The 15,746-nt window shown below is 68.6% G+C and carries 14 protein-coding genes; 5 read left to right on the forward strand and 9 right to left on the reverse strand.

What is annotated here, in order from left to right; genetic code table 11:
• Window positions 1-44 precede the first annotated feature (44 nt).
• Window positions 45-599 (forward strand): energy transducer TonB, encoded by a 555-nt coding sequence (locus KK131_RS09215; protein WP_214556354.1) that lies wholly within the window; start codon window positions 45-47, stop codon window positions 597-599.
• Between the two features lie 815 nt (window positions 600-1,414).
• Here the strand turns inward: KK131_RS09215 and KK131_RS09220 are convergent.
• From KK131_RS09220 to KK131_RS09235, 4 genes are all read right to left on the reverse strand, one after another.
• Window positions 1,415-3,289, reverse strand: a complete 1,875-nt coding sequence (locus tag KK131_RS09220; protein WP_214556355.1) for a phospholipase D family protein — start codon at window positions 3,287-3,289, stop codon at window positions 1,415-1,417.
• A 109-nt stretch (window positions 3,290-3,398) separates the two neighbouring features.
• Window positions 3,399-3,872 carry a histidine phosphatase family protein gene (locus KK131_RS09225; RefSeq protein ID WP_214556356.1) on the reverse strand — a complete coding sequence of 158 codons (474 nt, stop codon included), beginning with the start codon at window positions 3,870-3,872 and terminating at the stop codon, window positions 3,399-3,401.
• 58 nt (window positions 3,873-3,930) lie between these two features.
• On the reverse strand, window positions 3,931-4,563 hold the full coding sequence (locus tag KK131_RS09230; protein WP_214556357.1) for a ParA family protein: 633 nt from the start codon (window positions 4,561-4,563) through the stop codon (window positions 3,931-3,933).
• Between the two features lie 113 nt (window positions 4,564-4,676).
• Entirely contained in the window at window positions 4,677-5,708 is a 1,032-nt protein-coding gene (locus KK131_RS09235; RefSeq protein WP_214556358.1) for a hypothetical protein, read from the reverse strand.
• Between the two features lie 159 nt (window positions 5,709-5,867).
• On the opposite strand from KK131_RS09235, the gene KK131_RS09240 reads away from it, so the two are divergent.
• Complete coding sequence (locus KK131_RS09240) at window positions 5,868-6,062, forward strand: antitermination protein NusB (RefSeq protein ID WP_214556359.1); 195 nt, start codon at window positions 5,868-5,870, stop codon at window positions 6,060-6,062.
• Between the two features lie 84 nt (window positions 6,063-6,146).
• On the opposite strand, the gene speE is transcribed toward KK131_RS09240, so the two are convergent.
• The gene (gene speE / locus KK131_RS09245; RefSeq protein WP_214556360.1) at window positions 6,147-7,016 is read right to left on the reverse strand and encodes a polyamine aminopropyltransferase; all 870 of its coding nucleotides are present in this window, start codon (window positions 7,014-7,016) and stop codon (window positions 6,147-6,149) included.
• Window positions 7,017-7,300: 284 nt separating this feature from the next.
• Here speE and speA point away from each other — a divergent pair, with 284 nt between their 5' ends.
• The 3 genes from speA (at window position 7,301) to KK131_RS09260 (ending at window position 11,329) form a co-directional block, all read left to right on the forward strand.
• On the forward strand, window positions 7,301-9,190 hold the full coding sequence (gene speA, locus KK131_RS09250) for a biosynthetic arginine decarboxylase (protein WP_214556361.1): 1,890 nt from the start codon (window positions 7,301-7,303) through the stop codon (window positions 9,188-9,190).
• Window positions 9,191-9,350: 160 nt separating this feature from the next.
• A complete protein-coding gene (locus tag KK131_RS09255; protein WP_214556362.1) occupies window positions 9,351-10,151 on the forward strand; it encodes a 3-hydroxybutyrate dehydrogenase in 801 nt (266 codons plus the stop codon).
• Window positions 10,148-11,329: a patatin-like phospholipase family protein gene (locus KK131_RS09260; RefSeq protein WP_214556363.1), complete on the forward strand. Its 1,182-nt coding sequence runs from the start codon at window positions 10,148-10,150 to the stop codon at window positions 11,327-11,329. The genes KK131_RS09255 and KK131_RS09260 overlap by 4 nt, the downstream gene beginning before the upstream one ends.
• Before the next feature lie 6 nt (window positions 11,330-11,335).
• Here the strand turns inward: KK131_RS09260 and KK131_RS09265 are convergent, their stop codons facing one another.
• From KK131_RS09265 to radC, 4 genes are all read right to left on the reverse strand, one after another.
• Window positions 11,336-12,091 carry an SDR family NAD(P)-dependent oxidoreductase gene (locus KK131_RS09265; protein WP_214556364.1) on the reverse strand — a complete coding sequence of 252 codons (756 nt, stop codon included), beginning with the start codon at window positions 12,089-12,091 and terminating at the stop codon, window positions 11,336-11,338.
• A gap of 34 nt (window positions 12,092-12,125) precedes the next feature.
• Window positions 12,126-12,836: an SPOR domain-containing protein gene (locus KK131_RS09270; RefSeq protein WP_214556365.1), complete on the reverse strand. Its 711-nt coding sequence runs from the start codon at window positions 12,834-12,836 to the stop codon at window positions 12,126-12,128.
• Window positions 12,836-14,524 carry an arginine--tRNA ligase gene (gene argS / locus KK131_RS09275; protein WP_214556366.1) on the reverse strand — a complete coding sequence of 563 codons (1,689 nt, stop codon included), beginning with the start codon at window positions 14,522-14,524 and terminating at the stop codon, window positions 12,836-12,838. The genes KK131_RS09270 and argS overlap by 1 nt, the downstream gene beginning before the upstream one ends.
• Before the next feature lie 508 nt (window positions 14,525-15,032).
• Window positions 15,033-15,704, reverse strand: coding sequence for a DNA repair protein RadC (radC, locus tag KK131_RS09280; RefSeq protein ID WP_214556367.1), 672 nt, complete (start codon window positions 15,702-15,704; stop codon window positions 15,033-15,035).
• Window positions 15,705-15,746 lie beyond the last annotated feature (42 nt).

The raw sequence follows: 15,746 nt of genomic DNA on the forward strand, positions 1-15,746 counted from the left end.
CGGCTTCAGCCGCGATTCGCCCTGGAGGGTGCATAAAGGCCGCCATGTTTCGCCTGCGCACCACCACCACCCTCAGCTTGCTCGCGCTGGCCGTCGGCGTTGCCGGCACCGGCTGGCTCAGCACGCTGACCACCGACTGGCCGGGCCCGCCGCCGCGCTATGCCGCCGCGCGGACGGCATCCGCGCCGCGTGCTGCCCTGCCCTCGCCGCGGCGCTCGCATGCCCCAGCCCGCGTGGTGCGGACGACGCGCGTGCCGGCGGATCTCTCCGCCGTCGACGCTGGTGCCGCGCAGGCCAGCGTGCCGCCGGCACCGGAACTGGTGCCGCTGGCAATGCCCGCCGATACATCGCAGCCGTGGTACAAGCTGCGCGGCCATCTGGACGGCCGCGTGCTGCTGCGCGTCGACATCGACGGCGCCGGCCAGGTGCGCAGCGCCAGCGTCAGTCAGTCCAGCGGCGACCCGGTGCTCGACGAGCATGCGTTGCGCAGCGTGCACGGCTGGCGCTTCGCGGTACCGCCGGATCGCCCCGACGGCCTCAGCGGCGAACTGCCGATGCGCTTCTCCTCGCAGGGCGACCGCATCGCGCAGTTGCCGTAGAGTTTTTGTCCAGCCGCAACGACGCTGGTGGTTTGAGAGCAAGAGCTTTCGTCCTCCTTGCGGAGGGCGAGTTACTTTCTCTCGCTTGCCCGAGAGAAAGTAACCAAAGAGAGGGGCACCCCGCTTGGCGCTTGCCGGGCTCCTGCCCGGCAAGTCCGTGAGCCGGAGTCGGGCTTTTCGACCGGACTCCTGTCCGGGCGAAAAGGAGTCGACATCCCTGTCGACTCCCGCTACGCGGCCTGTCGACCCCGACTCACCGCCGCGCAAGGGACCCCGGGTAGAGCAGCGGGCCATCGTGGCCCGCACTCGGTGGTGAAGCGCAGAAGCGAAGCAGGGCAACAGCCGGAGCAAGGCGTCGCTCTGCCGTTGCTCTGTTTTTGATCGGCTCTTTTGAAGAGTGCGGGCCACGATGGCCCGCTGCTTTACCGGGGCCCCTCTGGAGCGGCGGGCGGGTGGAGGAAAAGCCCGCAGGGTGGCTTGCATGGATGCAAGCCAGTTTGGCGTCAGGGCAGGATGCCCTGTCGACAAACCCCGTAACCCGACCGCGGACCTTGCGGACAGGATGTCCGCAAGGCGCGCAAGCGGGGTGGCCTTCTCTTTTGGTTACTTTTCTCTTGGCCACGCAAGAGAAAAGTGACTCGGTCGCCGCAGGCGATCGACCGCTCTGCGCTTGAGCTTTTGCTTCGAGGCACGCCGGGGCAAGCGAGAGAAAGTAACTCGCCCTCCGCAAGGAGGACGAAAGCTCTTTGCTCTTGCTTCAAAAAACACAGCTGCGAAAGCGATTTCCTCGGAGCGTAAGGCACGGCCAGCGGCACTCACAGCACGCCCTTGGCGCCCACCCCGAACGCAGTGACCAGCCGCGTGATGATCAGCTTCGGCGACAGCGCCACGTCGGGGAAATCGCCGACCGGCTGGTAGCACGCGTAGAAGTTCGGGTCGGTGGCGCGCAGCGGCTGGCAGCCGGGCTTGAGGTCGAAGCTGGTGGCGTAGCGGAACGGCCACAGGTCGAACAGCGGCAGTTGCTCGGAGACCGTGCCGATCGCCTTGTTGATGTCGGTCAGCACCGGCACCTTCGATTGTCGCGGCGCGATCACCCACGCGTTCTCCGGCTGGGTGCTGCGCAGGATGCTGTGGCGCAGCTGGTCGGCGAAGGCGTGGTCGTAGACGATCACGCCGGCTTCGGTGTTGTAGTGATCCGAGCGCGGGTCGAAGTTGTGCGAGCCGATCATCGCGAAGGTGTCGTCGACCACGATCGACTTCGAATGCAGGCCGAAGCGGCGCCCCTCGCTGCGCAGGGGCGCCGGCAGGTTGTTGCTGCCGCGGCTGCCGAGCAGGTGGAAGCGCGCCCTGGCGGCGCCGGCCGGGCTGGCGTTTTCGCCCGACAGGCCCGGCGCATCCATGCCGAGGTTGGCCAGTTCGTTGTCCACCGCCGCGCTGGGCGCATGCGGCTTCATCTCGTGGATCTCGAAGCCGAATTTCTTCAGGTAACGCTTGCGGTGCTTGTACGACATCGCGTACACGGCAAACGCATCGGTCGAGGCCAGTGAGTTGGTGGAGACGATCACCCGCGGCGGATCGGTGCGCCGGTGCAGCACGCGGAAGATGTGCTGGGCGTGTTTGCTCATCACCAGGTACGGTGTCTGCAGCAGCACCTCGCGTTTCGTCGCGCTGATCATGCGCATGATGTGGCGGGTGAAGTCCGTCGCGCTCCGCTTGTGCGTCGCATCGGTCTTCGCCGGCAGGTCGCTGAAGTAGTCGACCTTGCCCACCTGCAGCGAGGCGTCGACCAGCCAGGCCTGCAGCCAGGCCGGGTCCTCGGCGGCCTGCTGCACCCGGGCCACCCGCGACGGCCGCAGGTAATGGGGGGCCGGCCAGACCGGCGGCGCGCGGTCGGACAGGATGCGCCGGTTGACGTCGCGCAGGTGGGTCAGCGGCACCGAGCGCGGGTGGTTCCAGAACAGCTCGAAGCTGGCCGCCATCTGCTGCCCGGCGGGACCGCCGACCATCACGTCGCGGTCGACGTAGTCGAACGTGTCGTCCCAGTTGAAGTAGCGGTCCTGGTAGTTGCGCCCGCCGGTGATGCCGATGCGGTCGTCCACCAGCAGCAGCTTGTTGTGCATGCGCTGGTTGAACTGCATGAAGCAGCACAGCACGCCGGCGGCGAATTCCAGCGGTTGCGTGTGGGCTTTCTGGAAGGTCGGGTTGTACAGCCGCACCTGCAGGTTCGGGCTGACCCGCGCCAGCCGGTCGAGCAGGTCCAGGTCGTCGAAGGAAAACAGCTGGTCGGCCAGGATGCGCACGTGCACGCCGCGCCGCGCTGCCTGCACCAGTTCGTCCAGCATCAGCTGGCCGGCGTCGTCCTGGTCCCAGATGAAGGTCTGCACGTCGATCGACCGCCGCGCCGCGCGCACCAGGTTGATCCGCGCGGCCATGGCCGGCTCGGAGTCGTCGAGCAGGGTGACCACGTGTACCGGCCGCTCCGGCGTGGAGGCGGCCAGTGCCGCCGTGGCTGCGGCCAGCAGCGGCGACGGCTGCGCGCAATGGTCGGCCTGCGTGCAGCTGACACTGCGATCGGTGGTGGCGGCGACCACCGCATCGGCGCGGCGGATCTGTGCACGTGACACCGTGCAGCCTTGCAGCAACAGGAGCGCGAGCAGGAGCGGGAAAAGGAGACGGCGCAGGACAGGCATGGGCGAATGATACGGTTTGTGCGTGCCGTAGCCGTGAGCACCGGCGGCGGGCATCGCATGGCCGCCGCGGATGGCCGGCGTGACTTGCGCAGTCAGGCCGGCACCTGCGTCAGGGCGACCAGAACGCGTCCAGGCGGGCGTTGCCCGGCTCCAGTGCGCCGTCCAGGTGCAACACCGCCAGCGCGCCGGGCGGCATGCCGCGGAATTCGTCGGAGCGGCCTTCGACCAGCAGGGCGACCAGCCGCTCCATGCCGGGGTTGTGGCCGACCAGCATGACCGTATCGGCGTCGGCATGCTGGTCGAGCAAGGCCAGCAGTTCGCCGGGCGAGGCGTCGTAGATCTCGTTGGCCTGCTGCGGTACGGGCGCGTTGTCGATCGCGGCCAGCGCGAGCCGGGTGGTCTCGTCGGCGCGCCGGGTCGGCGAGCACAGCACCCGATCGGGGCGCAGGCCGTGTGCGGTCAGCCACAGCCCGGCGGCCTGGGCTTCCTGCTCGCCGCGCGCGCTGAGCGGGCGCTGCTGGTCGCTGCCGGCGGTTTCTATCGGCACGGCTTCGGCGTGTCGCAACAGGATCAGTTCGTGCATGGAAGACTCCGGGGTGTGGTTGCGCGAGGCGCGCGATGAATATCGGGAGGGGCGCGCTTCAGTGCTGGCGCTTGATCCAGCGCAACAGGGCCTTCCAGTCCTGCTGGTGGCTGCGGACCTGTTCGGATTGGTAATCGAAGATGCCCTTGCCGAGGCCGCTCAGCAGCACGTAGGCCTGGCTGTCGCGCAGCTGCGCGGCGATCGGGAACGGCGCTTGCTCGGCGAGCTGGGCGAGCGCGTCCTGGCTGGCGTGGGTCCACGGCTTGAGCCGGTTGGCGACCAGCGCCACCGGCAGCTTGCCGCGGCGGATGCGGTTGATCGATTGCAGCTCGCCGAGGAAGCGCAACGTGGCGTCGAGATCGAACGAGGACGGCAGCACCGGCACCAGCAGCACGTCGGCCACGTCGATGAACGGCTCCAGCTCGCGCTCGCCGGAACCGGCGGGGGTGTCGATCAGCAGTTGCTGGGTGTCCGGCGGCACGCGCTGCAGGCTGCGGCGGCCGCTGTCGAGCGCCAGCACGCCGGGGACGTTGTCCGGTCTGAGTTCGGCCCAGCGGAAGCTGGAGTGTTGCCGGTCGGCGTCGATGATCGCGGTGTGCTGCCCCGCCTGTGCCCAGTGCGACGCCAGTTGCGTCACCAGCGTGCTCTTGCCGCAACCACCCTTGCTGCTTGCCACCAGCGTCGTAAGCATCGGATCGCCCCTGCCACGGAAGGTGGACCAAGCCTACCGGGGGGAGCAGGAAAGGGAAACAGGGAACGGGAAACGTGCAGCGCGGCGAATGCTTGTTCCCCCTCGTGCTCGATTCACTGCGCCTTGCGCGGCTGCCAGCCGGTGGGGGCTTCGGTCGGGATGCTGTTGTCGCGCAGGGCGGCCAGTTGCAGGCTCATCTCGGTGCCGCCGTTGCGGGCCAGCGCCAGCAGGCGCTGGGCCAGCGCCGGGTCGTCCTGCGCCCGGGCCAGCAGCTGGGCGAAGCCCTGTACCTGCCAGATCAGGTTGCGGCGGGCGTCCTTGGCTTCCTGCTGCTGCGCCGGATCATCGGCCAGCACTTCGCGCAGGTGCAGGCCGAGCGAACGCGCCAGCGGGCTGGAACCCCACTCGAGAGTCTTGCCCAGGGCCAGGCAATCGGCCTTGATCGAGGCATCCTCGCCGGCGTTCTCGCACAACTTGGCGACCAGCTGCAGGCTTGGCTGCGGCTGGGTCGTGGCCAGGCCGAAGACCAGCACGGCCTGCATGCCCACCGCGCCGCCCGCATGGGTCGGGTCCAGCGTGTCGGGCGGCGGCGGCAACATGCCGACCGCGTTGGCCAGCGCCTGCAGGGTGGTGCCGGCATAGTCGTCGTAGAGTTTTGCCGCGGCAGCCTTGGCCAGGTCGTCGCGGGCGGCGTCCTGCTTCATGCCGCGCGCATCGGCGCCGAGCTTGAGCAGCCATACCGCGGCGTTGTCCGGCGCCTGGCCGAGCAGATGCTCCAGCGCCACGGTGTTCGGACAGACGTCGGCGTTGCTGTCGCAATCGGCCAGTTGCACCCAGTACACCGCCGCACCGGCGCCTTCGGCCTGGGTGGCGCGTTCGATCAGGCGGTGGAAGCTGTTGCTCGGAGTCTGGTTGAACAGCGGCCGCGCCAGCAGGGCCGCGCCGAGCAATCGCAACGGATCGCCGCCCGGTGCCAGCACGCTGACCAGATCCCGCTGGAACGCGAGCTGGGCCTTGTCGCGGGCCTGGGCGGCCTTGTCCGGCGTGCCTTGGCTCTTGTCGGCGATGGCCTTGCTGGCGAATGCCGGCGCGACGGCCAGCGACAAGGCGCACGTCAGGACGAGGCAACGCAATCCACGCATCATGGGCTCGGGTCCGCAGTCAAAGCGCGCAGCATACCTCCCGCGGATTAAGCGCGGCTGATCCATCGGCCGGTGCAGACGGATCGAGGCGACAAGGCTTGCTAGGATGGGTGTTCCCCGGCGCAGGGCCGCGCCCCCATGTCATCGTTCGGGAGACGCGTAGTGGATCATCTGTCGACATTCGCCGATGGCGCACCCTGGTTTGTCGGCTGGGGCACGCTGGCCTTGATCAATGCCGCCCTGGCGCAGGGCAAGAACCGCAGCGGCCTGCTGTGGTTCCTGCTGTCGCTGCTGTTCGGCCCGCTCGCCACGCTGTTGCTGGTGCTGCTGCCGAAGGTGCGCTCGAAGATGTTTTGAGTGCCGGGATTCGGGATTGGGGATTCGAAAGAGCGACGAGCCGCGGCTTTGACGAATCCCGAATCCCCAATCTCGAATCCCGGCTTACTCGCCCAGCGCCTCGCGCATGAACTCCGGCTGCGCCAGCGCGCCCTTGTGGATGTCGGCGTTGTAGTAGCGGGTCGGGAAGTTCTTGCTCAGCGCGCCGCGCTCGCGGAAGCCGGACAGGTCGCCGCCCTTGCGCGCCATCGTGCAGCTCCACCAACCGGTCGGGTAGCACGGCTGCGGGAACGGCAGCGTCTTCACCGCGCTGAAGCCGGTGGTGCGCATGGCCGAGCGCATCGACTTGATCAGTTCGATGTGCGCCAGCGGCGATTCGCTCTGCTGCACCAGCAGGCCGCCGTGGCGCAGCGCCTTGTAGCAGCTGGCGTAGAACGCGGCGTTGAACAGGCCTTCGGCCGGGCCGACCGGGTCGGTCGAGTCGACGATGATCAGGTCCAGCGAGTCGGGCTCGGCGTCGGCCATGTACTTGATGCCATCGATGAACAGCAGTTCGGCGCGCGGATCGCCGTTGGACTCGCACAGCTCGGGGAAATACTCCTCGGCCAGGCGGGTCACGCGCTCGTCGATCTCCACCTGCACCGCGTGCTCGACTTCCTCGTGCCTGAGCACCTCGCGCAGCGTGCCGCAGTCGCCGCCGCCGATGATCACCACGCGCTTGGCGCGCGCATGGGTGAACAGCGCCGGGTGGGTCATCATCTCGTGGTAGAAGAAGTTGTCGCGCGTGGTCAGCATCACGCAGCCGTCGATCACCATCAGGTTGCCCCAGTCGGTGGTCTTGTGGATCTCGATGGTCTGGAACGGGGTCTTCTCCGCATGCAGCAGTTGCTCGGTGCGGAAACCGATGGAGGAGCCGGAAGCCTGGTGGGCCTCGGTGAACCAGCTGGCTTCATTCGGCGTGGACTGCTGCGACATGGCGGATGTTCCTGACGAACCGGGTGGAAGGACAAAGACTGCCAATTGTAGCGATAACCGGGGTGAACGTCCCGAGAGCGGGTCGGCGGCCCGTGCGCATATCGTCACAGGTGCCCATTACAATGGCGGCTGGCCTGGCCGGCGCAGCGCGCCGGCGGCCGACCAGTCCGATCGGCCCCGCGGCGTGCGAGGCTTCCGGTCGCTCGGGCTCGTGCTCTTGTGGAGCAAAGCGTCAAGGCTCGCCGCTGCGACGACATCATTCGTTTGCACGAGGAGCAACGCTGATGGCGAACCATTGGAATACCGACACCGCGCGTCACACCTACGCCGTGCCGCACTGGGGCGACGGCTACGTCGACGTGAGCGCGGCCGGCGAGATCGTGATGCGCCCGCGCGGCGCGTACGGCCCGGCGCTGTCGCTGCCGAAAATTGTCGAACGCGCTCGCGCCGAGGGCCTGCGGCTGCCGCTGCTGGTGCGCTTCCCCGACATCCTGGCCGACCGCCTGGCGCGGTTGCAGGGCGCGTTCGCCCAGGCGATCGCCGAGCACGGCTATGCCGGCGGCTATACCGCGATCTACCCGATCAAGGTGAACCAGCAGCGCGGCGTGGCCGGCGAACTGGTCGCCGCCGGTACGCACGGCTTCGGCCTGGAAGCGGGTTCCAAGCCGGAGCTGATGGCGGTGCTGGCGATGGCGCGGCCCGGCTCCATCGTGATCTGCAACGGCTACAAGGACCGCGAGTACATCCGCCTGGCGCTGATCGGGCGCAAGCTCGGCCTGCGCGTGCACATCGTGATCGAGAAGCTGTCCGAGCTCGACCACGTGTTCAGCGAGGCGCAGGCGCTGGGCGTGGAACCGCTGCTTGGCGTACGCGTGCGGCTCGCCTCGATCGGCGCCGGCAAGTGGCAGAACACCGGCGGCGACAAGGGCAAGTTCGGGCTGTCGCCGCAGCAGGTGCTGAGCCTGATCGAACGGCTGGATCGCGCCGGCCTCAAGCACACGCTGAAGCTGCAGCACTTCCACATGGGTTCGCAGATCTCCAACGTGCGCGACATCGCCAACGGCATGCGCGAGGCCACGCGCTACTTCGTCGAGCTGCGCCGGATGGGCGTGCCGCTGGAGATCGTCGACGTCGGCGGCGGCCTCGGCGTGGACTACGAGGGTTCGCGCTCGCGCAGCCACAACTCGATCAACTACTCGATCGAGCAGTACGCCTCGACCATCGTGCAGTCGCTGGCCGAGGCGGTGGCTGCCGAAGGCCTGGATGCGCCGCACATCCTCACCGAGGCCGGCCGCGCGATGACCGCGCACCACGCGGTGATGGTGGTCAACGTGACCGAGGTCGAGGAAGTGCCGGCCGGCGCGATCCCGCCGCCGTGCGCGGACGAACCGGCGGTGCTGCGCCGCCTGCGCGAGACCTGGGAGGAACTGGACCGGCGTCCCGCGCTGGAACTGTTCCACGAGGCCCAGCATCACTTGAGCGAGGGCCAGACGCTGTACGCGCTGGGCCAGTTGGCGCTGGCCGACCGCGCGCGGCTGGACGAGATGTACTACGCGATCGCCGGCGCGGTGCGGCTGCGGCTGCTGCCGGCCGAGCGCTCGCACCGGCAGGCGCTGGACGAGCTGGACGAGAAGCTCGTCGACAAGTACTTCGTCAACTTCTCGGTGTTCGAGTCGATCCCGGACGTGTGGGCGATCGGGCAGATCTTCCCGATCGCGCCGATCGCCCGGCTCGACGAGCAGCCGACCCGGCGCGGCGTGATCGTCGACCTCACCTGCGATTCGGACGGCCGCATCGACCACTACGTCGACGCCGAGGGCGTCGACGTCAGCCTGCCGCTGCACGCGCTGCGGAACGGCGAAAGCTACCGGCTCGGCATCTTCATGGTCGGCGCCTACCAGGAGACGCTGGGCGACATCCACAACCTGTTCGGCGACACCGACGCGGTCAACGTGCGCGTGGACGGCGACGGCTACACCTTCGCCCACGTGCGCCGCGGCGACACCACCGACCTGATGCTCGACTACGTCGGCTACGACCTGGAGGCATTGCGGCAGAGCTACCGCGAGCGCATCGCCGGCGCGGGCGTGACCGGCGCGGAAGCCGGGCAGTTGTACGACACGCTCGACGGCGGGCTCACCGCGTACACCTATCTCGCCGAAGAGTCGCATTGATGGAAAGCCCCTCCCCCTCGGGAGAGGGTGGCGTGAAGGTTCGGTGCAGAGCGCGACATCCCGCTCCGACCAAACCCTCATCCGTCGCTTCGCGCCACCTTCTCCCAAGGGGAGAAGGGAGCAATATCGAGCTTATTTCTGATCGTTACAGGAGCAGCGCATGACAAGTCTCAACGGCAAGGTCGCCCTGATCACCGGCGCGGCCAGCGGCCTCGGCAAGGCGATCGCCGAGCTGTACGCGCAGCACGGCGCCAGCGTGGCGATCGCCGACATCAACCAGGACGCCGCGGACAAGGTGGCGGCCGAAATCAATGCGGCCGGCGGCAAGGCGCTCGGCGTGGCGATGGACGTCACCAGCGAGGACGCGGTCAACGCCGGCACCGACAAGGTGGTCGCCGCGTTTGGCCGTCTGGACATCCTGATCTCCAACGCCGGCGTGCAGATCATCAACCCGATCGAGCAGTTCGCCTTCGCCGACTGGAAGAAGATGCTGGCGATCCATCTCGACGGCGGCTTCCTCACCACCAAGGCCGCGTTGAAGCACATGTACCAGGACGACGGTACCGGCAAGAGCCGCGGCGGCATCGTGATCTACATGGGCTCGGTGCACTCGCACGAGGCGTCGAAGCTGAAGTCCGCCTACGTCACCGCCAAGCACGGCCTGCTCGGCCTGGCCCGCACGCTGGCCAAGGAAGGCGCGCCGCACAACGTGCGCTCGCACGTGATCTGCCCCGGCTTCGTGCGCACGCCGCTGGTCGAGCGGCAGATTCCCGAGCAGGCGAAGGAGCTGGGCATCAGCGAAGCGGACGTGATCAGGAACGTGATGCTGAAGGACACCGTCGATGCCACCTTCACCACCGTCGAGGACATCGCGCAGACCGCGCTGTACCTGGCCACCTTCCCGTCCGCGGCGCTGACCGGCCAGTCGATCGTGGTCAGCCACGGCTGGTTCATGCAGTGACCAAGCCCGATCCTGCCGGTTCGCTGGCCGCGGCGGTGGCTCGCGATTACCGCACCATCGCCCTGGTGCTGCAGGGTGGTGGTGCGCTCGGCGCGTACCAGGCCGGCGTGTTCGAGGCGCTGGACGAGGCCGGCCTGCAGCCGACACGCCTGGCCGGCATCTCGATTGGCGCACTGAACGCGGCAATCATCGCCGGCAACGCACCCGAGCGGCGGGTGGAGCGGCTGCGCGAATTCTGGGAGGCGATCTGCCGCTCGCCGCTGTGGCCGGACACGCTGGCGCTGCCGTGGCTCGACGAGGTGGCGTGGCCCACCGCGTGGCTCAACGGGCTGAGCGGTCTGGCCGCCTGGCGCGCGATGGCCGAAGGCCAGGCCGGCTTTTTCCGTCCGCGCCAGCCGCCGCCATTCCTGGGCGCGCATGCCACGCCGGACAGCGTGAGCTGGTACGACACCGCGCCGCTGCGCGCCACGCTGGAGCGGCTGGTCGATTTCGACCGCCTCAACGACCCGCGCGCGATGCGCGTGGCGGTCGGTGCGGTGAACGTGCGCAGCGGCAACTTCGCCTACTTCGACAACCGCAAGCAACGCCTGCGTCCCGAGCATTTCATGGCCTCCGGCGCGCTGCCGCCGGGCTTTCCCGCGGTGGAGATCGACGGCGAGTTCTACTGGGACGGCGGCATGGTCTCCAATACGCCGCTGTACGAGGTGCTGAGCGAGCGCCCCGGCTGCGACACGCTGGTGTTCCAGGTCGATCTGTGGAGCGCCCGCGGCACGCTGCCGCGCGACCTCGCCGACGTGGCCGAGCGCAGCAAGGAGATCCAGTACTCCAGCCGCACCCGGCTGGTCACCGAGTTCATGCGCCGCACGCAGGAACAGCGCCGGCTGCTGCACGACGTGATGGCGCTGGTGCCGGAGGAGCGGCGCAGCAACCCGGCGTACCGGCATGCCGAGGCACGCGCGGCCGAGGCGCTGACCAACGTGATCCACCTGATCTACCAGGACAGGCCGCACGAAGGCCACTTCAAGGACTACGAATTCAGCGCCGCCAGCATGCGCAACCACTGGCAGAGCGGCCTGGACGACATGCGCCACACGCTGGCGCATCCGCACTGGCTTGCCGCACCGGATCCCGAACGCCCCTTCGTGACGCACGACGTGCATCGCGGCGAGGCCGGCTGAGCGGGTTCAGTTGTCCCGCGCCACCTGCAGTCCGGCCGCCGACTGGCTGACCGGCATCACCTCGATGCGATTGATGTTGAGGTGCGGCGGCAGGTTGGCGATCCACCAGATCGTGTCGGCGATGTCGCCGGCGGTGATCGGATGGGCGCCGGCGTAGAGCTGGTCGGAGGCGGCCTGGTCGCCGCCGGTGCGCACCAGGGTGAACTCGGTCTCGGCCATGCCCGGCTCCACCGAGGTCACGCGCACGCCGCTGCCGTGCAGGTCGCAGCGCAGGTTCTGCGAGAACTGGGTGACGAAGGCCTTGGTGCCGCCGTACACGTTGCCGCCGCGGTAGGCGTAGCTGCCGGCGATCGAGCTGATGTTGACGATCGCGCCGCGGCGCTCGACCAGTTGCGGCAGCAGCAGGTGGGTCAGCGACACCAGGGCGGTGACGTTGGTGTCGATCATCTGCTTCCACTGCGCCAGATCCGCCTGCTGTGCCGGCGCGGTGCCCAGCGCCAGGCCGGCGTTGTTGACCAGCAGGTCGATGCCGGCGAACGTGGGCGGCAGGTCCGCGTATGCGGAACGCATCGCGGCCTCGTCGCGCACGTCGAACGCCGCCGCGTGCACGCGCTCGGCGCCGTGCTGCGCCACCAGGTGCTGCAGCCGTTCGGCGCGGCGGCCGCTGGCGATCACCCGCCAGCCTCCGGCCACGAAGCGCTCCACGGTGGCGGCGCCGAACCCGGAGGTGGCGCCCGTGATCCAGACGGTCTTGGTGGTCATGCGGGAAGTCCAGCGGGAGATGGCGGCGGCAGGCTTAGCGGCCTTCCTTCAGCGCGATCGCGTTGATGCCGGCGCCGGCCAGGCGCTGCTTGGTCGACTCCAGCTCGGTGGCCGAGCGGAACGGGCCGAGGCGCACGCGGTTGTAGGTCTGCCCGCCGATATTGACCGACTGCACGTTGGCGACGAAGCCCTGCAGCGCGAGTTTCGCCTTCAGCGTTTCCGCGTCGGCGGCGTTCGGGAAGGCGCCGACCTGCAGCAGGTAGCCGCTGCCGGCAGCGGGTTGCGGCACGGCGGTGGCCGGCGCGGCGGTGACGTCCTGGCTGACCGCGGCCGGTGCGTTGGCCGGCGCCGTCGTCGGCGCCGCCTGGGCGGCCTGCTGCGCCTGCAGCTGTGCCGCCTGTTGCTGCTTCTGCTGCTGCTCGACGCGCGCCTGCGCGCTGATCTCGGCGTCGGGGATGCGCACTTCTTTCTCCGACAGCACCGAATAGAAGTCGAATTGCGGCTTCTTCGGTGCGTTGTCGCCGGTCGATTCGAGCACGCCCGGCGCGCTGCCGCGCTCGGCCGTGGCCTGCGGATTCGCCTGCGGGCCGTCGGCCTTGCGCAGGCTGGTCAGCAGGCTGCCGCGCATCATCACGGCCATCAGGATCGCGCCGGCCACCAGGCCGATGACCGCGTAACCCCAGCCCGGGAAACCGTTGCTGCCGTTGCGCACGGCCTGCCGGCCCCTGCCCTTGCGTGCTGCCATTACATCTTCTCCGGGGCGCCGAGGCCCAACAAATCCAGACCATTCTTCAACACCTGGCGGGTCGCCACCACCAGCGCCAGGCGCGCGTTGCGCAAGCTGGCGTCCTCGACCAGGAACTGGTGCGAGTTGTAGTAGGTGTGGAACGCGTTGGCCAGTTCGCGCAGCCACGCCGCGACTAGGTGCGGCTCCAGGTTCGCCGCCGCGGCCTCGACCAGTTCAGGGTACTTCGACAGCTCGGTGAGCAGGATCTGCTCGTGCTCGTTGTCCAGCCGCGCCAGCTGGGCGAGGCCGTCGGCGAGGTCGACCGTGAAGCCCTTCTCCGGCGCCTGGCGCAGCACGCTGCAGACGCGGGCATGCGCGTACTGGATGTAGTAGACCGGGTTGTCGTTCGACTGCGAGCGCGCCAGGTCGATGTCGAACACCAGCTGCGAGTCGGACTTGCGCGAGATCAGGAAGTAGCGCGTGGCGTCCCTGCCGACCTCGTCGATCAGGTCGCGCAGGGTGACGTAGCTGCCGGCGCGCTTGGAGATCTTCACCTCCTCGCCGCCCTTCATCACCGTCACCATCTGGTGCAGCACGTATTCCGGCCAGCCCTTCGGGATGCCGCAGTCGAGCGCCTGCAGGCCGGCCTTCACCCGCGCCAGCGAACCGTGGTGGTCCGAACCCAGCTCGGTGATCGCGCGTTCGTAGCCGCGCTGCCACTTGCTCAGGTGGTAGGCCACGTCGGGCAGGAAGTAGGTATAGGTGCCGTCGGACTTGCGCATCACGCGGTCCTTGTCGTCACCGAAATCGGTGGTGCGCAGCCACAGCGCGCCGCCGTCCTCGTAGGTGTGGCCGTGCGCGACCAGCTCGCGCACGGTCTCCTCCACCTTGCCGTCGGTGTACAGCGACGATTCGAGGAAATAGGTATCGAAGCCCACGCCGAACGCCTGCAGGTCCAGGTCCTGCTCGCGGCGCAGGCTGGCCACGGCGAAGCGGCGGATCGCGTCGAGGTCGTCGACGTCGCCGGCCGCGGTCACCGTCTCGCCATCGGCGACCACCGACTCGCGGTCGAGATAGGCGCGCGCCACGTCGGCGATGTAGTCGCCGCGGTAGCCGTTCTCCGGCCAGCCGCTGTCGTCCGGGGTGATGCCGCGGGCGCGCGCCTGCACCGATATCGCCAGGTTGGCGATCTGCACGCCGGCGTCGTTGTAGTAGAACTCGCGCTTCACGTTCCAGCCGGTGGCGGCGAGCAGGCGGCTCAGGCAGTCGCCGATCGCCGCGGCGCGGCCGTGGCCCACGTGCAGCGGGCCGGTCGGGTTGGCCGAGACGAATTCCACGCCGACAGTCTTGCCGTGGCCGCCGGCGCTGCGCCCGTAGGCGTCGCCTTCGGCCATGATCCGGCGTACCTCGGCGTGATAGGCGCCGGCGCCGAGGAAGAAGTTGATGAAGCCGGGGCCGGCGATCTCGACCTTCTCCACCAGGGTATTCGCCGGCAGCGCGGCGACCAGTTTCTCGGCCAGCTCGCGCGGCTTGGCGCGTGCCGGTTTTGCCAGCAGCATCGCCACATTGCTGGCGAAATCACCATGTTCGCGGCTGCGCGCGCGCTCGATCACGAAGCCGGGCAGGCTGAGATCGGCAGGCAGGGTGGCATCGTCTTGCAGGGACTGGATCGCCTGCAGCACCAGTTCGCGCAGCTGTTCTTTCACGGGTGGGGTCGGTTTCGTGATGGAACCGCCAATCCTAACAGACCGTCATGCCGGCGAAACGCGCCGGGATGGGGCGACACGGCGCGGGCTGATGGGGTAGCACCATGCGAACGGATTTTGATGCGCCGCGGCGAGCCGTCTTGTGGATAAGTCTGTGGGGAAAGCGACAGCTGGCGGCTTCAGGTTCGCCCGGGCGTACCGGGAATTCAGCAATCGAAAGAAATTGTTTATGTATATCAATTGATTATGCAGACAACCTAGAGCCAAAGACCCGATAGGCGCGGCAAGTGCCGGTATCACCGCTTTGTGCATAAGTTTCGGCATCTTGGCGGCGTTTTCGAGGCTCGCGTGCGTCATCCGTTTGTCATGCGGCGCTGCGATACTGGCTGGGTCGCGCCATGAACTCCCCTCCATGGTGTGGCGACGGAGACGCCGCTCTCTCCACCTCCCCAATCGGCCCCGCGGCGTGGCTTGTGCCACGCCGTTTTTTTTGTCCGTGAACAGGTCCTCAGATCAGGCCGCGGGCCGCCATCGACACCGGCTCGCCGCTGCCGATCACCAGGTGGTCGAGCACGCGCACGCCGACCAGTTGCAGCGCGTCGCGCAACTCGTGGGTGATCGCGCGGTCGGCGGCGCTGGGTTCGGCCACGCCGGAGGGGTGGTTGTGGGCGAAGATCACCGCGCAGGCATTGTGCTGCAGGCAGGCCCGCACCACCTCGCGCGGGTGCACGCTGGCGCCATCGACGGTGCCGCGGAACAGCTCCTCGAATGCCAGCACGCGGTGGCGGTTGTCCAGGTACAGGCAGCCGAACACCTCGTACGGCAGATGGCGCAGGCGTGCACGCAGGTAGTCGCCGCTGTCGCGCGGATTGCCCAGGCTGGGTCTCTCCAGCAGCTGTTCGGCCAGGCTGCGCCGTGCCAGCTCCAGCGCGGCGGCGATGCGTGCACGCTTGACCGGTCCCAGTCCGCCGACGCGAATGTGCCGTTCGCTGCGGCTGAGCAGGGTGCCCAGGCTGCCGGCGGTATTCAGCAGTTCGCGGCCCAGCGCCAGCGCGTCCTTGCCGCGGCTGCCGCTGCCCAGCAGCACCGCCAGCAGCTCGGCGTCGGATAGCGCGCTGCTGCCGCGCGCCAGCAGTTTTTCGCGGGGACGTTCGCCTTCGGGCCAGTCGCGGATGCTCATGCTCCCAGCTTGCCCGCTGGCGCCGCCGCCGGGCAGCGGGCA

It is taken from the genome of Rhodanobacter sp. LX-99, assembly GCF_018599185.1.
In the GTDB taxonomy this organism is placed as follows: Bacteria; Pseudomonadota; Gammaproteobacteria; order Xanthomonadales; family Rhodanobacteraceae; genus Rhodanobacter.